Source organism: Bradyrhizobium sp. Ai1a-2 (assembly GCF_000426245.1).
Lineage (GTDB): Bacteria > Pseudomonadota > Alphaproteobacteria > Rhizobiales > Xanthobacteraceae > Bradyrhizobium.
On sequence record NZ_AUEZ01000018.1, the window covers coordinates 62,643 to 79,823 of the forward strand.

Annotated in this window: 14 protein-coding genes; 4 read left to right on the forward strand and 10 right to left on the reverse strand. The window is 64.6% G+C overall.

What is annotated here, in order from left to right:
* The first annotated feature begins 203 nt into the window (after positions 1 to 203).
* Positions 204 to 1,997, forward strand: a complete 1,794-nt coding sequence (locus tag K288_RS0114765; RefSeq protein WP_027580261.1) for a potassium/proton antiporter — start codon at positions 204 to 206, stop codon at positions 1,995 to 1,997.
* Positions 1,998 to 2,123: 126 nt separating this feature from the next.
* On the opposite strand, the gene K288_RS0114770 is transcribed toward K288_RS0114765, so the two are convergent.
* A complete protein-coding gene (locus K288_RS0114770) occupies positions 2,124 to 2,912 on the reverse strand; it encodes a hypothetical protein (protein WP_027580262.1) in 789 nt (262 codons plus the stop codon).
* A 382-nt stretch (positions 2,913 to 3,294) separates the two neighbouring features.
* Here K288_RS0114770 and K288_RS0114775 point away from each other — a divergent pair, with 382 nt between their 5' ends.
* Positions 3,295 to 3,549, forward strand: a complete 255-nt coding sequence (locus K288_RS0114775) for a PepSY domain-containing protein (RefSeq protein WP_027580263.1) — start codon at positions 3,295 to 3,297, stop codon at positions 3,547 to 3,549.
* A gap of 180 nt (positions 3,550 to 3,729) precedes the next feature.
* Here K288_RS0114775 and modC read toward each other — a convergent pair whose 3' ends face one another.
* The 7 genes from modC to K288_RS0114810 form a co-directional block, all read right to left on the reverse strand.
* Positions 3,730 to 4,401: a molybdenum ABC transporter ATP-binding protein gene (gene modC / locus K288_RS0114780; RefSeq protein ID WP_027580264.1), complete on the reverse strand. Its 672-nt coding sequence runs from the start codon at positions 4,399 to 4,401 to the stop codon at positions 3,730 to 3,732.
* A 2-nt stretch (positions 4,402 to 4,403) separates the two neighbouring features.
* Positions 4,404 to 5,099, reverse strand: a complete 696-nt coding sequence (gene modB / locus K288_RS0114785) for a molybdate ABC transporter permease subunit (protein WP_027580265.1) — start codon at positions 5,097 to 5,099, stop codon at positions 4,404 to 4,406.
* Between the two features lie 38 nt (positions 5,100 to 5,137).
* Entirely contained in the window at positions 5,138 to 5,923 is a 786-nt protein-coding gene (modA, locus tag K288_RS0114790; protein WP_027580266.1) for a molybdate ABC transporter substrate-binding protein, read from the reverse strand.
* Between the two features lie 191 nt (positions 5,924 to 6,114).
* Entirely contained in the window at positions 6,115 to 6,624 is a 510-nt protein-coding gene (locus tag K288_RS0114795; protein WP_027580267.1) for a hypothetical protein, read from the reverse strand.
* A 2-nt stretch (positions 6,625 to 6,626) separates the two neighbouring features.
* Positions 6,627 to 6,833, reverse strand: a complete 207-nt coding sequence (locus K288_RS0114800; protein WP_027580268.1) for a TOBE domain-containing protein — start codon at positions 6,831 to 6,833, stop codon at positions 6,627 to 6,629.
* Between the two features lie 164 nt (positions 6,834 to 6,997).
* A complete protein-coding gene (gene mepA, locus K288_RS0114805) occupies positions 6,998 to 7,945 on the reverse strand; it encodes a penicillin-insensitive murein endopeptidase (RefSeq protein WP_027580269.1) in 948 nt (315 codons plus the stop codon).
* A gap of 173 nt (positions 7,946 to 8,118) precedes the next feature.
* Complete coding sequence (locus K288_RS0114810; RefSeq protein WP_043159880.1) at positions 8,119 to 9,111, reverse strand: tripartite tricarboxylate transporter substrate binding protein; 993 nt, start codon at positions 9,109 to 9,111, stop codon at positions 8,119 to 8,121.
* 461 nt (positions 9,112 to 9,572) lie between these two features.
* Here K288_RS0114810 and K288_RS0114815 point away from each other — a divergent pair, with 461 nt between their 5' ends.
* The gene (locus tag K288_RS0114815) at positions 9,573 to 11,792 is read left to right on the forward strand and encodes an EAL domain-containing protein (protein ID WP_084799597.1); all 2,220 of its coding nucleotides are present in this window, start codon (positions 9,573 to 9,575) and stop codon (positions 11,790 to 11,792) included.
* Between the two features lie 160 nt (positions 11,793 to 11,952).
* On the opposite strand, the gene K288_RS0114820 is transcribed toward K288_RS0114815, so the two are convergent.
* Positions 11,953 to 13,125, reverse strand: coding sequence for an acyl-CoA dehydrogenase family protein (locus tag K288_RS0114820; protein ID WP_027580272.1), 1,173 nt, complete (start codon positions 13,123 to 13,125; stop codon positions 11,953 to 11,955).
* Positions 13,126 to 13,313: 188 nt separating this feature from the next.
* Positions 13,314 to 15,125 (reverse strand): translation elongation factor 4, encoded by a 1,812-nt coding sequence (gene lepA / locus K288_RS0114825; RefSeq protein WP_027580273.1) that lies wholly within the window; start codon positions 15,123 to 15,125, stop codon positions 13,314 to 13,316.
* Between the two features lie 231 nt (positions 15,126 to 15,356).
* On the opposite strand from lepA, the gene K288_RS45525 reads away from it, so the two are divergent.
* The gene (locus tag K288_RS45525; protein WP_043159883.1) at positions 15,357 to 16,982 is read left to right on the forward strand and encodes a glycosyltransferase family 39 protein; all 1,626 of its coding nucleotides are present in this window, start codon (positions 15,357 to 15,359) and stop codon (positions 16,980 to 16,982) included.
* Positions 16,983 to 17,181: the final 199 nt, after the last annotated feature.

Consider the following 17,181-nt stretch of genomic DNA (forward strand, 5'->3'; position numbering starts at 1 on the left):
AAATCTCATGAAGCGCAGATTCGAGCGAATTTGATTCGAACGGTCGGCACGATCCCACAAACGCAGCGCGCGGGCCATCGCCACAACGAGAGAGCGAAGCGAGGTTGGGTGCAAAACCAGAAGTCCATGTTCAGAAAATGGGTTGGCGTCGAACTGTGGCGACGGTAAGGATGCGTTGTAACACTTCTCTTCCTTCAAGGCGTATGGCTTCTCTCGATCAGGTCAGCATAGCCATCCTGCTTGGCGCAGTTCTCGTGATGGCCGGCATCCTGTCGAGCCTGTTGGCGTTGCGCTTTGGCGCCCCGCTGCTGCTGGTGTTCCTCGCGATCGGCGTGCTCGCGGGCGACGCCGGTCCTGGCCATCTGCAGTTCGACGACGTCCGCACCACCTATCTGGTGGGCTCGGTGGCGCTGGCGCTGATCCTGTTCGACGGCGGACTACGCACCCGTTTCCAGAGCATCCGTGCCGTGATGGCGCCCTCGATGGTGCTTGCCACCGCCGGCGTGCTGCTGACCGCGCTGATTACGGCCCCGGTCGCCAAATACATGCTCGACCTCTACTGGACCGAGGCGCTGCTGGTCGGGGCCGTCGTGGCCTCGACCGACGCGGCGGCGGTATTCCTGTTGGTCCACACCCAGGGCCTGCGCCTGCGCCCGCGCGTCGGCGCCACGCTCGAGGCGGAAAGCGGCACCAACGATCCCTTCGCGATCTTCCTGACGCTGATGCTGGTGGAGTTCATCTCGCTCGGGGAAAGCTCGGCATCGCACATCATCCTGGAATTCGTCCGGGAGGCCCTGCTGGGGGCAATCGTGGGCGTGATCGGCGGCCGGCTGGTCGTGATCGCCATGAACCGCGTCGCTCTGCCGCAGGGCCTGCACGCGCCGTTCGTGACCACAGCGGCGCTGGTGATCTTCGGCGCAGCGCAGATCGCGCATGCCTCCGGCTTCCTCGCCGTCTATCTCGCCGGCATCATCATTGGCAACCGCCCGACACGCGCGCACAACTCGGTGGTGACGTTCCTCGACGCCGCCACCTGGCTCGCGCAGATCGTGATGTTCGTCCTGCTCGGGCTGCTGGTATCGCCGCATCGCCTGCTCGACAGCGTCGGCCCCTCGATCGTGGTGGCGCTGGCGCTGATGCTGCTGGCGCGACCGCTCGCGGTCTTCGCCTGCCTGGCGCCATTCCGCTTCAACTGGCGTGAGAAGGTGTTCATCGCCTGGACCGGGCTGCGCGGTGCGGTGGCGATCTTCCTCGCCTCGATCCCGATGCTGGTGGGCCTGTCGAAGGCCTATCTCTATTTCGACGTCGCCTTTGTCGTCGTCGTCATTTCGCTTTTGCTGCAGGGCTGGACCCTGGGGCCGGCGGCGCGTCGGCTGCACGTGGCGCTGCCGCGCGCCGACCGTGGCCCGCGGCGCGTCGAACTGGATCTACCCGGCCAGCTCGAGCAGCAATTGGTCGGCTATCCCGTCGGCGCGAAAAGTCTGTTCTTCCGCCGCGGACTGCTGCCGTCGTGGTCGAAGCCGACGCTGGTGATCCGCGATGAGAACATCCTGTCGCCCGCCGAGGCCGACCCGATCGCGCCAGGCGACTACCTCTATCTGCTGGCGCCGCCGGAGCGGGCCGAAGCGCTCGACCGCTTCTTCGTCGACATGCCGCCAAGCACGGCACCCGATCCGCATCTGCTCGGCGACTTCGTCGTCTCCGGCGAGCATACGCTCGGTGAGCTCGCGGAGATTTACGGCGTGACTGTCGATGAGGACCAGAAGCAGCTGACATTGTCGGACTATTTCGACATCCATCTCGACCGCGCCCCGAAGGAAGGCGCGGAGCTCGCGCTGGATAGCATCGTGCTGGTCGCGCGCAGCCTCGGTGGCGGCAGGGTCAATGTCGTCGGTCTGCGCCTGCCGGAGGACGAGGAGCCGGCCGCACCGCCGACCCGGCTGCAGCGGTTCAAGCGCAAGCTCGCCGGGGTCTGGGCATCGGTCGCGGGAGTTTAGGGCGTTTTCGAGCGAAGTGGAAACCGGTTCGCGTGAAGAAAACGCGTCAAAACAAAAATCTAGAGCTTCGGTTCTGATTCCATCAGAACCGAAAAGGCTCTAGGGCCTCGCATCAGCAGCGTAGGCTCATCTTCGGAGCAAGCTCGCATCGTTCGCGAAGCTCCTGATCAATTCGCTGAGGTCGTCCTCGGCCGATGTGGTGCTGTCGTTTCCATTATCCGGATTCGGCTCAGGGCGGGCCTCAGGTGCGCTCTGGACGCGTTGAGCCGCGGCGGCTGCCCCGGTGCGGACATCGGGTGTTGCGGGCGGCACCACAGCGACCTTCGGCGCGTGGATCCTGGGTGGTCTGCGATCCGGCTCGATCCGCGCGAGCGGCGATCCCGGCTCATGATTAGCATCGATCGATGGCTGACGCACTTCGGGCGGTTGCGCCGCTGGCGCGGATTCCTTTCGTGCCGCTTTCGCGACGATCTCGTTGACGATCGCAGCGAGGCGGCTCTTGTCGGGCTTGGCAAGATAGCTGCTGGCGAATTCATCGACATGGTGCTGGCCGTAGTCGGACAGCACCTCCGCCAGTCGCGCCAGATCGGGATCGCTCTCGATCAGGCGGCGCCATGTTTCCTTGTCGTAAGCAGAGGCATCGGCGCCCATGGCCGCTTGCGGTGCCGTCAAGGGTGGAGGTTCCGGAGTGAACGCGGCATTTTCCGCGTGGGCCGCAGGTGTCTCCGCAAGTGCGACAGCCGGCCTTGGACGCGCATCGAGGCCTGCGACGCCCTCCGCCTTGCGCCGCTTCCGCTCGCCGACCTGCAGCGACACCAGGCCGATGCCCATCAACAGAAAGCCGAGAGCGGCCCAGGCCACCGACAGGCACAGGACGAATCCTGCGACCAGCAAAACCCAACCAGCAATACGCATGACGCGCCTTTCTTCCGGCAACAATCTGGCGCGATCGGGCGGATTTGGCAAATCGACAAGCTTTTGTCACGGGATCATGACCCCATCAGACGGAATCGGACCATGATCTCATCTCCTTGTTTGCGCGTGACCTTTTCGGAAAGCCGGTTTCCACTTTTCCGGATGATGCTTTAAGGCCAACGGATCCGTGATCGAAGTGGCCGACATCTTCCGGCCATGGTCCTGCACAGGAGCGCGGGGAAACCGTCCCATTGTCGCCAATCGGCGGCCAACGAGTGGTCGCAACCGCTGCTGATCAGCCACTTTCGCTGGGAACTGGGAACCAATACGCCTCGAGGGCTGTTGGTGCCTGCCGTAACGAACCTTCACCAGGAGTGGCCCCATGCGAAAATTCATCCTCCCGATGATCGTGGTTATGACCCTTGGGATTGCGACACAGGCCAGCGCTTATGATTCTGGCGATCTCATATCGATGCAGAGAGCACTGGCGATCGCGACCGATCTCGGTCTTGTAACGGTATCTCACACCGAATTTGCCGGTTATGAATGGCAAATCGAGGGGCGGGACATCCAAGGCCAATACATCGAAGTCGATGTCGACGCCCGCACCGGTGCGGTACTCAACGTCGACCGATAAACCTGCGAGGTGCCGCTTGATGCGCCCTCGCCCCTTGTGGGAGAGGGCTACTCCGGCGTGAGCACGAACTCGCTTGGGTGAGGGGTCTCTCTCCACGCGCACCGTGCCCGCGGCGACGACCCCTCATCCGGCGCTTCGCGCCACCTTCTCCCACAACGGGAGAAGGGAAGATGACCGAAATCACTTCGGGCTTGCCGTCAGCACCTTCACGCCGCCGAACGCGGTCACTTCTCCGCGACGCAGCATCACGATCTGCGTCGCGAGCTGGCGCAGTTCGGCGGCGTCGTGGCTGACATAGACCATGGGTATGCCCTCGTCGCGCAGCCGGATCAGATAAGGCAGGATCTCCACCTTCCGCCCTTCGTCGAGCGAGCCCAGCGGTTCGTCGAGCAGCAACAGGCGCGGCTTCGACAACAGCGCGCGTCCAAGCGCGACGCGCTGACGCTCGCCGCCGGAAAGCTTTCCAGGACGACGGTCCATGAGATGGCCGATGTCGAGCAGGTCGGTGACGCGGCTGCGTTGCGCCGGATCATCCGGCAGGTGGTTCATGCGCCGCCCGTAATCGAGATTCTGTTGCACGTTGAGATGCGGAAACAGCCGCGCATCCTGGAACACATAGCCGATGCGGCGCCGGTAGGGCGGCACATGCACGCGCGCTTCGGTGTCGTCGAGCGTCTCGCCATCGAGCGAGATGATGCCGCGGTCCGGCTTCAGCAGTCCCGCGATCATGTTGATGAGCGAGGTCTTGCCGGCGCCCGACGCGCCGAACAGGCCGGTGACGCGGCCTTCGCTGGTGAAGGCGGCCGAGAGCGTGAATTCGCCAAGGTGCTTGGTGACGTCGACGCGCAGCATGGTCAGTTTCCGTGCAGCCGCCTTGTCGCGCGGCGCGCGAACCATTCCGATGCGACAAGCGCGCTCATCGCGATCACAATGGAGATGATGACGAGCCGCCCCGCCGCAAGGTCGCCGTCGGGCGTCTGGATCAGCGAATAGATCGCCGACGAGATGGTCTGGGTCTCGCCCGGGATGTTGGAGACGAAGGTGATGGTCGCGCCGAACTCGCCGATCGCCTTGGCGAAGCCGAGCACCATGCCGGCGAGCACGCCCGGCAGCGCCAGCGGCAAGGTCACGGTCAGGAACACCTGCCACGGCGCCGCGCCCAGCGTTCCTGCCGCCTGCTCCAGTCGCCGGTCGACGGCCTCGATCGACAGCCGGATCGGCCGCACCAATAGTGGAAACGACATCACGCCGCAGGCGAGCGCCGCACCGGTCCAGCGGAATGCGAACACAATGCCGAGATGATCGGCAAGCCAGGCGCCGAGAAAGCCGCGGCGGCCGAGCGCGAGCAGCAGGAGATAGCCGGTGACAACGGGTGGCAGCACCAGCGGCAGATGCACGAGTGCGTCGAGCATCGATTTGCCCCAGAAGTCACGGCGCGCCAACAGCCACGCCAGCGCGATCCCCAAGGGGGTCGCGACCAGCGTTGCGACGATGGCGACCCGCAGCGACAGCAGGATCGCCGTCCACTCGGTCGGCGAAATCTCGAACACGTTGGCTCAGATCATGCTTCCACTTTTCCGGATCATACTCAGGTCGTCGGCGTGATCAGGAACTTGAAGCCGTACTTCTCGAGGATCGTCTTTGCCGCCGACGATTTCAGGAAGTTGAGGTACTCGGCGGCCTCGGGCTTTGCCGTCGTCGTCGCCGCAACCGGATAGATGATCGCGGGATGGCTGTCGGCAGGGAAGGTGCCGACGATCTTCACGCCGGGCTCGACCTTGGCGTCGGTCGAATAGACGATGCCGAGCACGGCCTCGCCGCGGGCGACCAGCGTCAGCGCCGCGCGCACGCTTTCGGCCATCGCGAATTTCGGCTCGGCCGCCTGCCAGGCGCCGAGCTTCTCCAGCGCCGCCTTGGCGTATTTGCCGACCGGCACGGCCTTGACGTCGCCGGTCGCGATCCTGCCGTCGCCGGCAAGTTTGGCGAGGTCGAAGCCGGGGCCGATATTGACGTTATCAATCTTGGAGTCCTTCGGCGCGATCAGCACGATGCTGTTGCCGAGCAGATTGACCCGCGTCGCCTCGTTGATGTTCTTCTGCTTGATCGCGTAGTCCATCCAGTCGGTGTCGGCGGAGACGAACACGTCGGCCGGCGCGCCCTGCTCGATCTGTTTCGCCAATGCCGAGCTGGCGGCATAGCTCGCATTGACCTTGACGCCGGTCTTGGCGGTGTAGGCGGCGTCGATGTCGTCGAGCGCGTTCTTCATCGAGGCGGCCGCGAACACGGTCAGCGTCTTCTCCTGCGCGTTCGCGGGTAGGGCGGCTGAAGCCAGCACAAGGACAAAGGCGGCGACAATTCCGGCAAGGCGGTTCATGGCAAGCGCTCCATCACGTCCGCAGGCGCACGCATCGCGCGCACTTCGGGCGTTGGTTGAATCGGTAAGGATTGCGACAGACGGAAGCGCCGTTCCGGGTGACCCCGAGGCTTACGGCCGTCGGGGATATCGCGACGAGAACATAACAGGCTGGTCGCGCGGGTAAAGGCGACCGTTTGTCTGTTTGCCCGTCATTCGCTCGGCAATATCGCGACCGAGATCGAATTCTCTCTGGCACCGCTGATCTGCAGCACGAATGGGCTGGCGGAAAGCTCGAATTTCACCGTCTTGCGGATACCATCGCAGTCGGTGGCGCCGCTGAACGCCTTGGGCTTGAGGAAATGGCCATCCTGCGCCACGTCCAACCAAGCGCCGGATGACAGGCTGATCGTGTAGACGCCGGCCTTGGGCGCGTTCTTGAAGCTGGTGAAGCCGGCAAAGGTGCCGTCCTTCGGTGCCCGCTCCGGCGGCGTCGGCAGCTTTGCATCGGCCGGCGCCACCAGTGCCAGCGTAAAGCCGCCCGCAGGTATTGCCGCGAACTCGTTGCCCGATGTCAATTTGGCGCGATCGGGCGCGGTCAGTGCGGCGCGCTCGCGATTGATCGGCCATTTGAACTTGTCGCAGCCGCTCGGTTCTTCCGCGGCAAGGGCAGGTCCACTGCCGAGCAGTAGCAACGCAACCAGAACAGATGTCCGCCGCATGACTAGTCCACCGCAATCATGACATCGGAGGCCTTGACCACCACGATGACCTTGCCGCCAACCTTGATGCCGAGATCATCGACCGCTTCGTTCGTGATCGAGGACGTCATGACGGTGCCGCCGATGTCGACGCGGACATGGGACGTGGTGGCGCCCGTCTTCACCTCGAGGACGGTGCCCTTGATCTGGTTACGTGCACTGAGACGCATGAACGCTCCTCGCAATGGTTGCGCGCAGTCATGCTGCGCCTATGTGGCTTTTGGCTGAAACGAGCGGGACCGTCGCTTCCCGGCGTGGACCTTGCGCTCGCGGCGCAGGGCCGCCACACCATAGCGTATCATGACACTGCGGGAATAGCGCTCTAGCGAAGATGTTACCGCTTGACGTCCGGCGCATTCAGCACCGCTTTGCAGGCGGGCGGCATCTGCGCCAGCGTCATTGGCGGCTTCGGCTTTGGCGGTATCAGCGGCGGTCTCGGATGCAGCACCGCATCGGAGAACCAGAAGGCGAAGTCGGACGGCTTGCAGCCTTCATCTTCCGACTGCGAAGGTTGTCCCTTGCATTCGCTGGCGCCGGCCGGGCAGCGCATGCGGATGTGGAAGTGATAGTCGTGGCCCCACCACGGCCTGATCTTGGCGAGCCAGCTGCGGTCGCCCCTGGCTTCGCGACACAGTGCCTTCTTGATCGCGGCGTTGACGAAGATCCGCTGCACGCCCGGCTCCTGCGCGGCGTCGCGCAGCACCAGCACATGGCCAGGGGTGAACACGTTGGGATCGACATCGAGCCGGTCAGGCCGCACCATCATCACCGCCGACATGTCCTCGCGCTCCTCGCGCGAGAGCCTGCGGTCGGGCATCGGCGTCAGCCAGACGTCGGCATCGAGTCCGATCTGGTGGCTGGCGTGGCCGCTCAAGGCGGGCCCGCCGCGCGGCTGCGCGATGTCGCCGACCAAAATGCCCGGCCAGCCGGCATCCTTGCGCGCCCTGACCGACAGGCGTTTGAGCAGCGCGAGCATGCCGGGATAGCCCCAGTTGCGGTTGCGCGACAGCCGCATCACCTGCCAGGTGTCGCCATTGATCGGCATCTGCGCCGCGCCTGCGAGACAGCCTTTGGAATAGGAGCCGATCACCCGCGTTGGCGTCGCCGTCGGCAGCACCTTGCGCGCGAACAATTCCTTGGCGCCGAGCTTGGGATCGTTGGGATTGGCGAGCGGCGGCAGCGGCCTCGGATTGACCGAGCCTCTGTCCTGCGCCGACGCCGCGTCGGCACCGAGCGATAGAGCTGCAAGAATCAGCAGGGTCAGTATCGGGCGGGACGTCATGGGATTCACTCGAACGGCATTCAGCGTAACATGGATTCGATGTTCGGCGAGCCGCGGCGGCATCGCGATTGTTTGATCTCCCACAGCCGGGAACCCCGCGCGGCACGCATGCGCGCGTCGCGGAGGTGAACACAATTCGCTTCCTGAGGAATTCGTCGCAGTTGCTGCCAACCTCACTGCATCTCGATCTTGGTCGACTTGATCACCGTGCCCCAACGGTCAACCTCGGTGCGCAAATATTTGGCCGTCCGCTCCACCGAGCCGCCATAGATTTCCGCCGAGAGCTTTCGCAGATTGCCCTGGATATCCGGCCGGGCGAGCACTTCGTTGACGTCGGCATTGATTTTTTCGACGATTATCTTCGGCGTCCCGGGCGGCGCCACGATCGCGTACCAGGCGACCGCTTCGAATCCCGGCAGCGTTTCGGCGATCGTCGGTACGTTGGGCATGGATGGCAGCCGTTTGGGCGAGGCCACGGCCAGCAGCTTGAGCTTGCCGGCCGTCACCAGCGGCAATGTCACGCCGAGATTGTCGAACATCATGTCGACGTCGCCGGCGAGCAGGCCCTGCAGCGCCGGCACCGTGCTGCGATAGGGGATCTGGCGCAGCTTCACCTTGGCCATCGTCTCGAACAGCTCGGAGCTCAGATGCGACGTGGTCCCGCTGCCGAGCGTGGCCGCTGTGACCCCGTCGGGGTTTGCGCGCAGATGGTCGATCAGCTCCGCTACGCTGGATGCCTTGATGCCGTTGGGGCGGACGAAGATCGCGTTCGGCACCTGCGCCATCACGATGATCGGCTCGAACTTTGTCGGATCAAAGCCGAGCTTCCGATAAAGGTTCTGGTTGATGACCAGCGGCGGTGGCGGCGTGGAGAGCAGGGTGTAGCCGTCGGGGGCGGCATTGTAGACCTCCTCGGCCCCGACGTTTCCGGCTGAACCGGCCTTGTTCTCGATCACGACCGGCTGGCCCCATTTGCGCGACAGCCAGTCCGCAACCAGCCGCGGGACGGCGTCCGCCGTGCCGCCGGCATGGAATGGTACGATGATCCTGACGGTGCGGTCCGGATAGTCTCCGGCAATGCCGGGACCAGACGTCAGCAGCAGCGCCAGCGTCGCCGCCAACAGGCTGCTGATGGTGAGAGATAGATTGTGCGTGCTCTGGCGCATCGGGTCCCCTCCCCGAGGCGATGCCTTGCGCCTCGTCCGCCGGCCGCAACTTGGCGTCCCCGGGCATGGAGGATAGCCCGAACCGGCAGGCGCCCGAAGCGTTTTTGGCGGCAGCCGCCGCGCCGCCTCAAAACTCTATCGATGCAAGCTTCGGGCTTAACCGGGCACTAACCCTGTCGCGCAATGACGCAATTTCGTGCGGAATACGCGCCATTGGTGCAATCGTCGCATCGCTACCCGCGGTGCGGGAAAATTGGCCCCGTGCGCATGGTTGATTTGCCTCTTGGATTTGCTTTTCGCGCCACCCGAGCCGTCCGACGGTATCGAAGGGTGCGCAAATTCGCCCGTTAAACAGGCATCTGCGATTTGGTTCCATCCTGGGAACCGGCGGAAGATACTATTTTTTCAGACACTTATCGGAGAAACGCCGCCGGCAGGAGTGCGTGCGGGGCGAAAAGTCGATGCCGAAGATGCGGCCAAGAACGGCCAAGAAACTGAAGCGCAAGGTGGCGGCGAGAATGCCCGGTCGCCCCGTCAAACCCGGTCCGAAGCTCCCGGGCGGCACGCGGCGCGTTTCGTCCGAGATCGGCGAGATCGTGCGCAAGCGCGCCGAGGCGGAGACCGCGATTGCGGATGCGCGCCGCTCCAACGAACGCCTGCGCGAGGCGATCGATATCCTGCCGCAGGGCATCGTGTTCCTCGACGCCGAAGGCCGCTACATCCTCTGGAACAAGAAATATGCGGAGATCTACCGTCGCAGCTCCGACCAGTTCGAGCACGGCGCGCGGCTGCAGGATACGCTCCGGGTCGGTGTCGCGCGCGGCGACTACCCCGAGGCGGTCGGCCGCGAGGAGGCCTGGATCGCCGAGCGGCTGAAGAAGCTCTACGAGCCCGGCGAGCGGCATGAGCAGAAGCTCGCCGACGGCCGCGTGGTCCTGATCGAGGAACGGCTGACGTCGGATGGCGGCGTTGTCGGCCTGCGCGTCGACATCACCGAGCTGAAGCAGCGCGAGGCGTCGTTCCGCCTGCTGTTCGACGGCAATCCGGTGCCCATGATCGTCTGCTCGCTCGATGGCGAGCGCATCCTCTCCGTCAACGATGCCGCGGCCCAGCATTATGGTTACAGCCGCGCCGAATTCGAGAAACTGACCATCCGCAGCCTGCAGGCGTTCGATACCGAACTGCCATGGATCGGCGGCCGCGATGGCGACGAGCAGGCGGCGCGGACCTGGAAACATGTGCGGGCCGATGGCACGCTGATCGACCTTGCGATCTATTCGCGTGAATTGCGGCATGGCGAGCAGCCGGCGGTGCTGCTGGCGTTGATGGACATGACCGAGCGCAAGCGCGCCGAGGCGCGGCTTGCCTTCATGGCCCAGCATGACGGGCTCACGGGACTGCCCAACCGCAATCTGTTGCGCCAGCAGATGGACGACATGCTGCTGCACACCCGCCGCAGCGCCGAGAAGGTCGCGGTGCTGGTGCTCGGCCTCGACAATTTCAAGGCCGTCAACGACACGCTCGGCCACGGCGTCGGCGACAAACTGCTGCGCGGCGTCGCAAAGCGCCTGCGCTCGACCTTGCGCGAGGAAGATGCGCTGGCCCGTCTCAACTCCGATGAGTTCGCGATCGTCCAGAACGGCGTGTCGCGTCCGGAGGATGCAGTGCTATTGGCGAAGCGGCTGCTGGAGGCGATCGGCGAGCCCTATCTGCTCGACGGCCATTCCATCGTGATCGGCGCCAGCATCGGTATCGCGATGTCACCCGGCGACGGCGACGAATCCGAGAAGCTGTTGAAGAGCGCCGACATGGCGCTGTCGCGCGCCAAGGCCGAATTCCGCGGCACCTTCTCCTTCTTCGAGGCCGAGATGGACGCGCGCGCCCAGACCCGCCGCAAGATCGAGATGGATCTGCGCGACGCGATCCAGGACGACGGGCTGCGGCCGTTCTACCAGCCGCTGGTCGATCTCTCGAGCGGCCGCATCACCGGCTTCGAGGCGCTGGTGCGCTGGCCGCATCCCGAGCGCGGCATGATCTCGCCGGGCGAGTTCATCCCGGTCGCGGAAGAGACCGGCCTGATCAATCCGCTCGGCGGCCTGATGCTGCGGCGCGCCTGCAACGACGCGGCGCACTGGCCGGATGACGTCCGCGTCGCCGTCAACCTGTCGCCGCTGCAGTTCCGCACCGGCAACTTGTTGTCGCTTGTCACCGAGGCGCTGCGCCAGTCCGGGCTGCCGGCGCGGCGGCTCGAACTCGAGATCACCGAAACGCTGCTGCTGGAAAAGAGCAGCCAGGTGCTGGCCACGCTGCACGCGCTGCGCGCGCTCGGCGTGCGCATCTCGATGGACGATTTCGGCACCGGCTATTCGAGCCTCAGCTACTTGCGCAGCTTCCCGTTCGACAAGATCAAGATCGACCAGTCGTTCGTGCGCGACCTCGGCTCCAACCGCGACGCGCAGGCGATCGTGCGTTCGATCATCAGCCTCGGCAAGGGCCTCGGCGTCACCATCACCGCCGAGGGCGTCGAAACCGAAGCCGAGCTGAGCTGCCTGCGCGCCGAAGGCTGCCACGAGGGCCAGGGCTTCCTGTTCAGCCGCGCCAGGCCCAATGCCGACATCGTCAGCCTGCTGCAGGCGCAGCGCGGCGACACAACCGGTGACGAAGCGGCGCTCGTGGCGTGAACGCGGCCAGGATCGTAGGGTGGGCAAAGCGCAGCGTGCCCACCATCGCGAGTAGAGTGCTGATGGTGGGCACGCTTACGCTTTGCCCACCCTACGCCGCATCTACTACGCCGTCATTGCGAGCGAAGCGAAGCAATCCACCTATCCGCAAGCGCATCACTCACCGCGCCGTCGGCGATCCCCCGAGATTGCCCGAGAGGATCGCGCGGCCGGCGTCCTCGTACTGGGTGTCGCGCGCCTGGATCTGCTGCGCGATCGTGTGCATGTCGCGGAAGCGGCGTTCGAACTTGTTGGCGGCGAACACGGCCGTTGCGCCGGCCATGTGATAGGCGGTGTCGACCACGGATGCCGATTGGTGGATGGTCCACGTCGAGGCGATGCGGATCGCCACGCGATGGCCTTCGGTGAGCGGATTGCCGCGTTCGAGATCGCGCCAGACCTCGGCCGCGGTCGCGTAGAGATAGGCGTGCGCGGCACGCAGGCTCGCCTCGGTGCGGCCGATCAATCCCTGCACGGCATTGTTCTCGCGCATCGCTTTCAACCCTTGCGGCGTCTTGCCGCGCGAAAGATTGATCGCTGCCTCCAGCGTGGCGCGCGCGACGCCGAGCGCGGTCGCAGCAAAGCCCATGCTGAACACCATGTTGGTGGAAAGCTTGTACAGCGGGCCTTGTTCACGCAAGGCCGAAGGAGTGTCGCGCAGCGCGGCGAATTTCTCTGGGATGAAGAGATTCTCCACCGAATAGGAATCGGTGCCGGTGCCCTTCAGCCCGATCACGTCCCAGACGTCGTACATGGTGGCGCTGCTCGTCGGAAACAGGATGGTGCGGATTTCAGGCGAGCCGTCCGCCTTCTTCCGCGTTGTGCCGTCCTGCTCGACCACGCGCACATGCGCGCCGAGCCAGCTCGCCTGCCGCGAGCCCGAGGCAAAATCCCAGCGTGCATTGGCGATATAGCCGCCCGGCACCGCCTTCACCTCATGGGCGATCGCGCCCCAGGCCAGGATTCCCGGCGCGACGTTGAAGATCTCGTTCGCCGCATCGGGCTCGAGATAGGCTGCGGTCATCGCGCAGACGGTGCATTGTCCGAGGCACCAGGCGGTGGAGGCATCGGCCTTGGCGATCTCCTCCTGCATCTGCATGAACGCTTCCAGCGTCGCCTCGGTGCCGCCGAAGCTTCTCGGCAGCAGCGCCCGGTAAAGCCCGTTGTCGATGAGCGCCGCTGTCACGGCCGGCGTCAGCCGCCGCGTCCGCTCGATCTCGTCGGCATCTTTTGTGATCAACGGCGCCAGCGCGCGCGCCTTCTCGGCAAGATCGAACCCTTCCGGCTTGCTCATCCGTTTCCTCGCTGTTCTTTTTGTTGAGCGGGAACGCGATGGTGGCCTATCCGTGGGGAGAGGGCAAGGTGGTGCGCCCGTTATTCCGGGGCGCACGAAGTGCGAGCCCGGAATCCATCGGGCCGCATAGTGTGTGGAGAAATGGATTCCGGGCTCTCGCTTCGCGAGCCCCGGAATGACGGACAGCCTCAGCTATCCACCTTCAGTGCGGCAATGAAAGCTTCCTGCGGGATGTCGACCTTGCCGAACTGCCGCATCTTCTTCTTGCCTTCCTTCTGCTTCTCCAGAAGCTTGCGTTTACGCGTGATGTCGCCGCCGTAGCACTTGGCGGTGACGTCCTTGCGCAGCGCGCGGACGGTTTCGCGGGCGATCACCTTGCCGCCGATCGCCGCCTGAATCGGGATCTGGAACATGTGCGGCGGGATCAGTTCCTTCATCTTCTCGACCATGGCGCGGCCGCGGCCCTCGGCGCGGGTACGGTGCACCAGCATCGACAGCGCATCCACCGGCTCGCCATTGACCAGGATCTGCATCTTCACGAGATCGGCCGGCTTGTAGTCGGTCAGATGATAGTCGAACGAGGCATAGCCCTTGGAGACCGATTTCAACCGGTCGTAGAAATCGAACACCACCTCGTTGAGCGGCAAATCGTATTTCACCATCGCGCGGGAGCCGACGTAAGTCAGCTCCTTCTGCGAGCCGCGCCGATCCTGGCAGAGTTTCAGCACGCTGCCGAGATATTCATCCGGGGTGAGGATGGTGGCCTCGATCCAGGGCTCGTCGATCTCGGCGATCTTGACCACGTCGGGCATGTCGACGGGATTGTGGATCTCAATCTCGCTGCCATCGGTGAGCTTCATCTTGTAGATGACGCTCGGCGCGGTCGCGATCAAATTGAGATCGAACTCGCGCGACAGCCGCTCCTGGATGATCTCCAGGTGCAACAGCCCGAGGAAGCCGCAACGGAAGCCGAAGCCGAGCGCAGCCGAGGTCTCCATCTCGAACGAGAAGCTGGCGTCGTTGAGGCGGAGCTTGCCCATCGCCGCGCGCAGGGTTTCGAAATCGTCGGCGTCGACGGGGAACAGGCCGCAGAACACCACCGGAATCGCCGGCTTGAACCCCGGCAGCATCTCCTTCACCGGATTGCGGTCGTCGGTGATGGTGTCGCCGACGCGCGTGTCGGCGACTTCCTTGATCGCGGCGGTGATGAAACCGATCTCGCCGGGGCCGAGCTCGTCCACCTGCTGCATCTTCGGCGTGAAGAAGCCGACGCGTTCGATGTCATAGGCCGCGCCCGTGCCCATCATGCGGATGCGGCTACCCTTCTTCATCACGCCGTCGACGACGCGGATCAAGACGACCACGCCGAGATAGACGTCGTACCAGCTGTCGACTAGCAGCGCCTTCAGGGTGGCCTCCCTGTCGCCCTTCGGCGGCGGCAGGCGGTTGACGATGGCTTCCAGCACGTCAGGCACGCCGAGGCCGGTCTTGGCCGAGATCATCACGGCGTCGGAGGCGTCGATGCCGATCACGTCCTCGATCTGCTGCTTGACCTTCTCGGGCTCGGCTGCGGGCAGGTCGACCTTGTTCAGGACCGGCACGATCTCGTGGTTGTTGTCGAGCGCCTGGTAGACATTGGCGAGCGTCTGCGCCTCGACGCCCTGGCTGGCGTCGACCACGAGCAGGGAACCCTCGCAGGCCGCCAGCGACCGCGAGACTTCGTAGGCGAAGTCGACATGGCCGGGCGTGTCCATCAAATTGAAGATGTAGTCCTTGCCGTCCTTGGCGCGGTATTTCAGCCGCACCGTCTGCGCCTTGATGGTGATGCCGCGCTCACGCTCGATGTCCATGGAATCGAGCACCTGTTCCTTGCCCGCCATCTCGCGGTCCGACAGGCCGCCGGTCATCTGGATCAGGCGGTCGGCCAGCGTCGATTTGCCATGGTCGATATGGGCGACAATGGAGAAGTTGCGGATGTTCGGAATAGGGGCGGTCGTCATGGGGCGCGAGATAGCATTCGCACCCCGAAGCGGCAACCACATTGCGGAATTTTGAGGTGGTTTTCGCCTCTCCCGCTTGCGGGGGAGGTCGCTGCACGAAGCGCAGCGGGTGGGGGCTCTCTCCACTCGAAAATTGTGAATTGTGAAGATACCCCACCCTGCCTCCTCCGCAGTGCGTCCCCTCACGCCAAGCTGATTTCATTCACCCGAAAAACAGGTTACGCAGGGGCCATGGCGACTGCATCAATCCTGCCCGCGGCGGCGCGCGCAAAACGGAAATTGTCGATCTCGCGCCTGGCGGCGTGGCTGGTGGCGCGCGCAACCGATCCGGTCACCGGATTATGGTTCGTCACCGGCTTTGCGCTCGCCCATGCTGTGTTGTGGACGCTGATCCTGGTCAATCTGAAGTCCGCGCAGGACATCCATATGGACGTCGCGGAGGCCTTTGCCTGGGGCCAGAAATTCCAGCTCGGCTATGGCAAGCATCCGCCGCTGTCCGGCTGGGTCGCAGGCCTCTGGTTCCGCATCTTCCCGGTGACGGATTGGGCGACCTATGCGCTGGCGATGGCGGTCATCGCCGTGAGCCTCGTCGTCTGCTGGCTGATCGCGTTCCGTGTCGTCGACCGCCGCCGCGCCTTCTTCGTCGTGGTGATGCTCGCGCTCTATCCGATCTTCAACTTCAAGGGCTACAAGTACAACGCCGACCTGCTGCAGCTTGCGACCCTGCCGCCGGTCGTGCTCGCCTATCTCTACGCGTTCGAGAAGCGCACCGCGATTTCGGGCGTCTGGCTTGGCCTAGCCGGCGCGCTGGCGCTGATGACCAAATACTGGGTGCTGACCATGATCGGCGCCATCGGACTTGCGGCGTTGATCCATCCCGAGCGGATGCGCTTCCTGGCCTCGCCGGCGCCGTGGGTTGCGATCGCAACGCTGATCGTGGCGATGATCCCGCATATCGTCTGGCTCAGCGAGTCGCATTTCGCGCCACTGACCTATGCTGGGGATGTCTACAGCATCGACAATCGCGCGGTCAGTCTGTTCCTCGTGAAGGGCTACGTCGCCCACAACATCGGATTGCTCGCCGCCTGCATCTTGCTGGCGGCGCTCGCGCTCGGCTGGGGCGCGCTGGTGCGGCGGCCGTCGACCTTGTTCACGCGCAACTGGTCGCTGGGGCCAAATCCCGGCGTCAATCTCTCGCAGGCGCTCAACGTCTGGATGATCCAGATCATCGTCGCGATCGGACCACCGCTCGGCGCGCTGTTCTTCGAGATCTACATCAAGACCGACTGGGGCATCTCGCTGTTCTTCCTGACGCCCGTGGCGCTGGTCGCGATCCCCTGGCTGCGGATCCCCAGGATGGCGCTGTTCCGGATCTGCGCGATCTGGTTGGTGATCACGATCGCCATGCTGTTTGCGTCGCCGACCATCGCCGAGCGCGAGCTCGCGGCCAATCCGAACAGCGTCGCGACCTACGGCGCGCGCGCCGAACTCGCGCGCGAGCTCACCGAGGCCTGGCACCGCAAGGCCGTCTCGCGCTGGGCGGTGGTGGCGGGCACCACGGAGGTAATCATGCCGCTGGTGTTCTACAGCCCCGATCATCCGGCGCCGTTCACGCCGGGCGAGGCTTGGGGTGCGGGCCTCACCAACGAAGCGGAAGCCAAGCGCCTCGGTTTCATCGGCGTGTTCGATCCCAATGACGGACGCCTGCCGGCGTTCGAGAGCTGGATCGACAAGAACGCGCCGCACGCCGAACGCCTGATCATGACCACGCGTCGCTTCGTCCACGGCCATCCCGGCCCCGCCGTCAGCTGGAAAGTCTACATCGCACCGCCGGCGCCTGAGGCCCCGAAATCGTAGCCGACATTGTAGGGTGGGTTAGCGAAGCGTAACCCACCATTCGACTGCGGCACAACACCTCCCTGTGGTTATGGGCCCCCGCCTTCGCGCCGACGACGCCGGAGTGGAGCGTGACCATGATGCAAGACACACAGTGCCTCCCACTGTGTACCACCCGCATGGCGAGTGTCCATTTGCGCTGGTTGATCGAGCCGTGTCC

Excerpts from the sequence above, each read along its gene's own strand:
- K288_RS0114765 (WP_027580261.1), top strand. The coding sequence starts at position 204 with ATGGCTTCTCTCGATCAGGTCAGCATAGCCATCCTGCTTGGCGCAGTT.
- K288_RS0114770 (WP_027580262.1), bottom strand. The coding sequence starts at position 2,912 with ATGCGTATTGCTGGTTGGGTTTTGCTGGTCGCAGGATTCGTCCTGTGC.
- K288_RS0114775 (WP_027580263.1), top strand. The coding sequence starts at position 3,295 with ATGCGAAAATTCATCCTCCCGATGATCGTGGTTATGACCCTTGGGATT.
- modC (WP_027580264.1), bottom strand. The coding sequence starts at position 4,401 with ATGCTGCGCGTCGACGTCACCAAGCACCTTGGCGAATTCACGCTCTCG.
- modA (WP_027580266.1), bottom strand. The coding sequence starts at position 5,923 with ATGAACCGCCTTGCCGGAATTGTCGCCGCCTTTGTCCTTGTGCTGGCT.
- K288_RS0114795 (WP_027580267.1), bottom strand. The coding sequence starts at position 6,624 with ATGCGGCGGACATCTGTTCTGGTTGCGTTGCTACTGCTCGGCAGTGGA.
- K288_RS0114800 (WP_027580268.1), bottom strand. The coding sequence starts at position 6,833 with ATGCGTCTCAGTGCACGTAACCAGATCAAGGGCACCGTCCTCGAGGTG.
- mepA (WP_027580269.1), bottom strand. The coding sequence starts at position 7,945 with ATGACGTCCCGCCCGATACTGACCCTGCTGATTCTTGCAGCTCTATCG.
- K288_RS0114810 (WP_043159880.1), bottom strand. The coding sequence starts at position 9,111 with ATGCGCCAGAGCACGCACAATCTATCTCTCACCATCAGCAGCCTGTTG.
- K288_RS0114815 (WP_084799597.1), top strand. The coding sequence starts at position 9,573 with ATGCCGAAGATGCGGCCAAGAACGGCCAAGAAACTGAAGCGCAAGGTG.
- K288_RS0114820 (WP_027580272.1), bottom strand. The coding sequence starts at position 13,125 with ATGAGCAAGCCGGAAGGGTTCGATCTTGCCGAGAAGGCGCGCGCGCTG.
- lepA (WP_027580273.1), bottom strand. The coding sequence starts at position 15,125 with ATGACGACCGCCCCTATTCCGAACATCCGCAACTTCTCCATTGTCGCC.
- K288_RS45525 (WP_043159883.1), top strand. The coding sequence starts at position 15,357 with ATGGCGACTGCATCAATCCTGCCCGCGGCGGCGCGCGCAAAACGGAAA.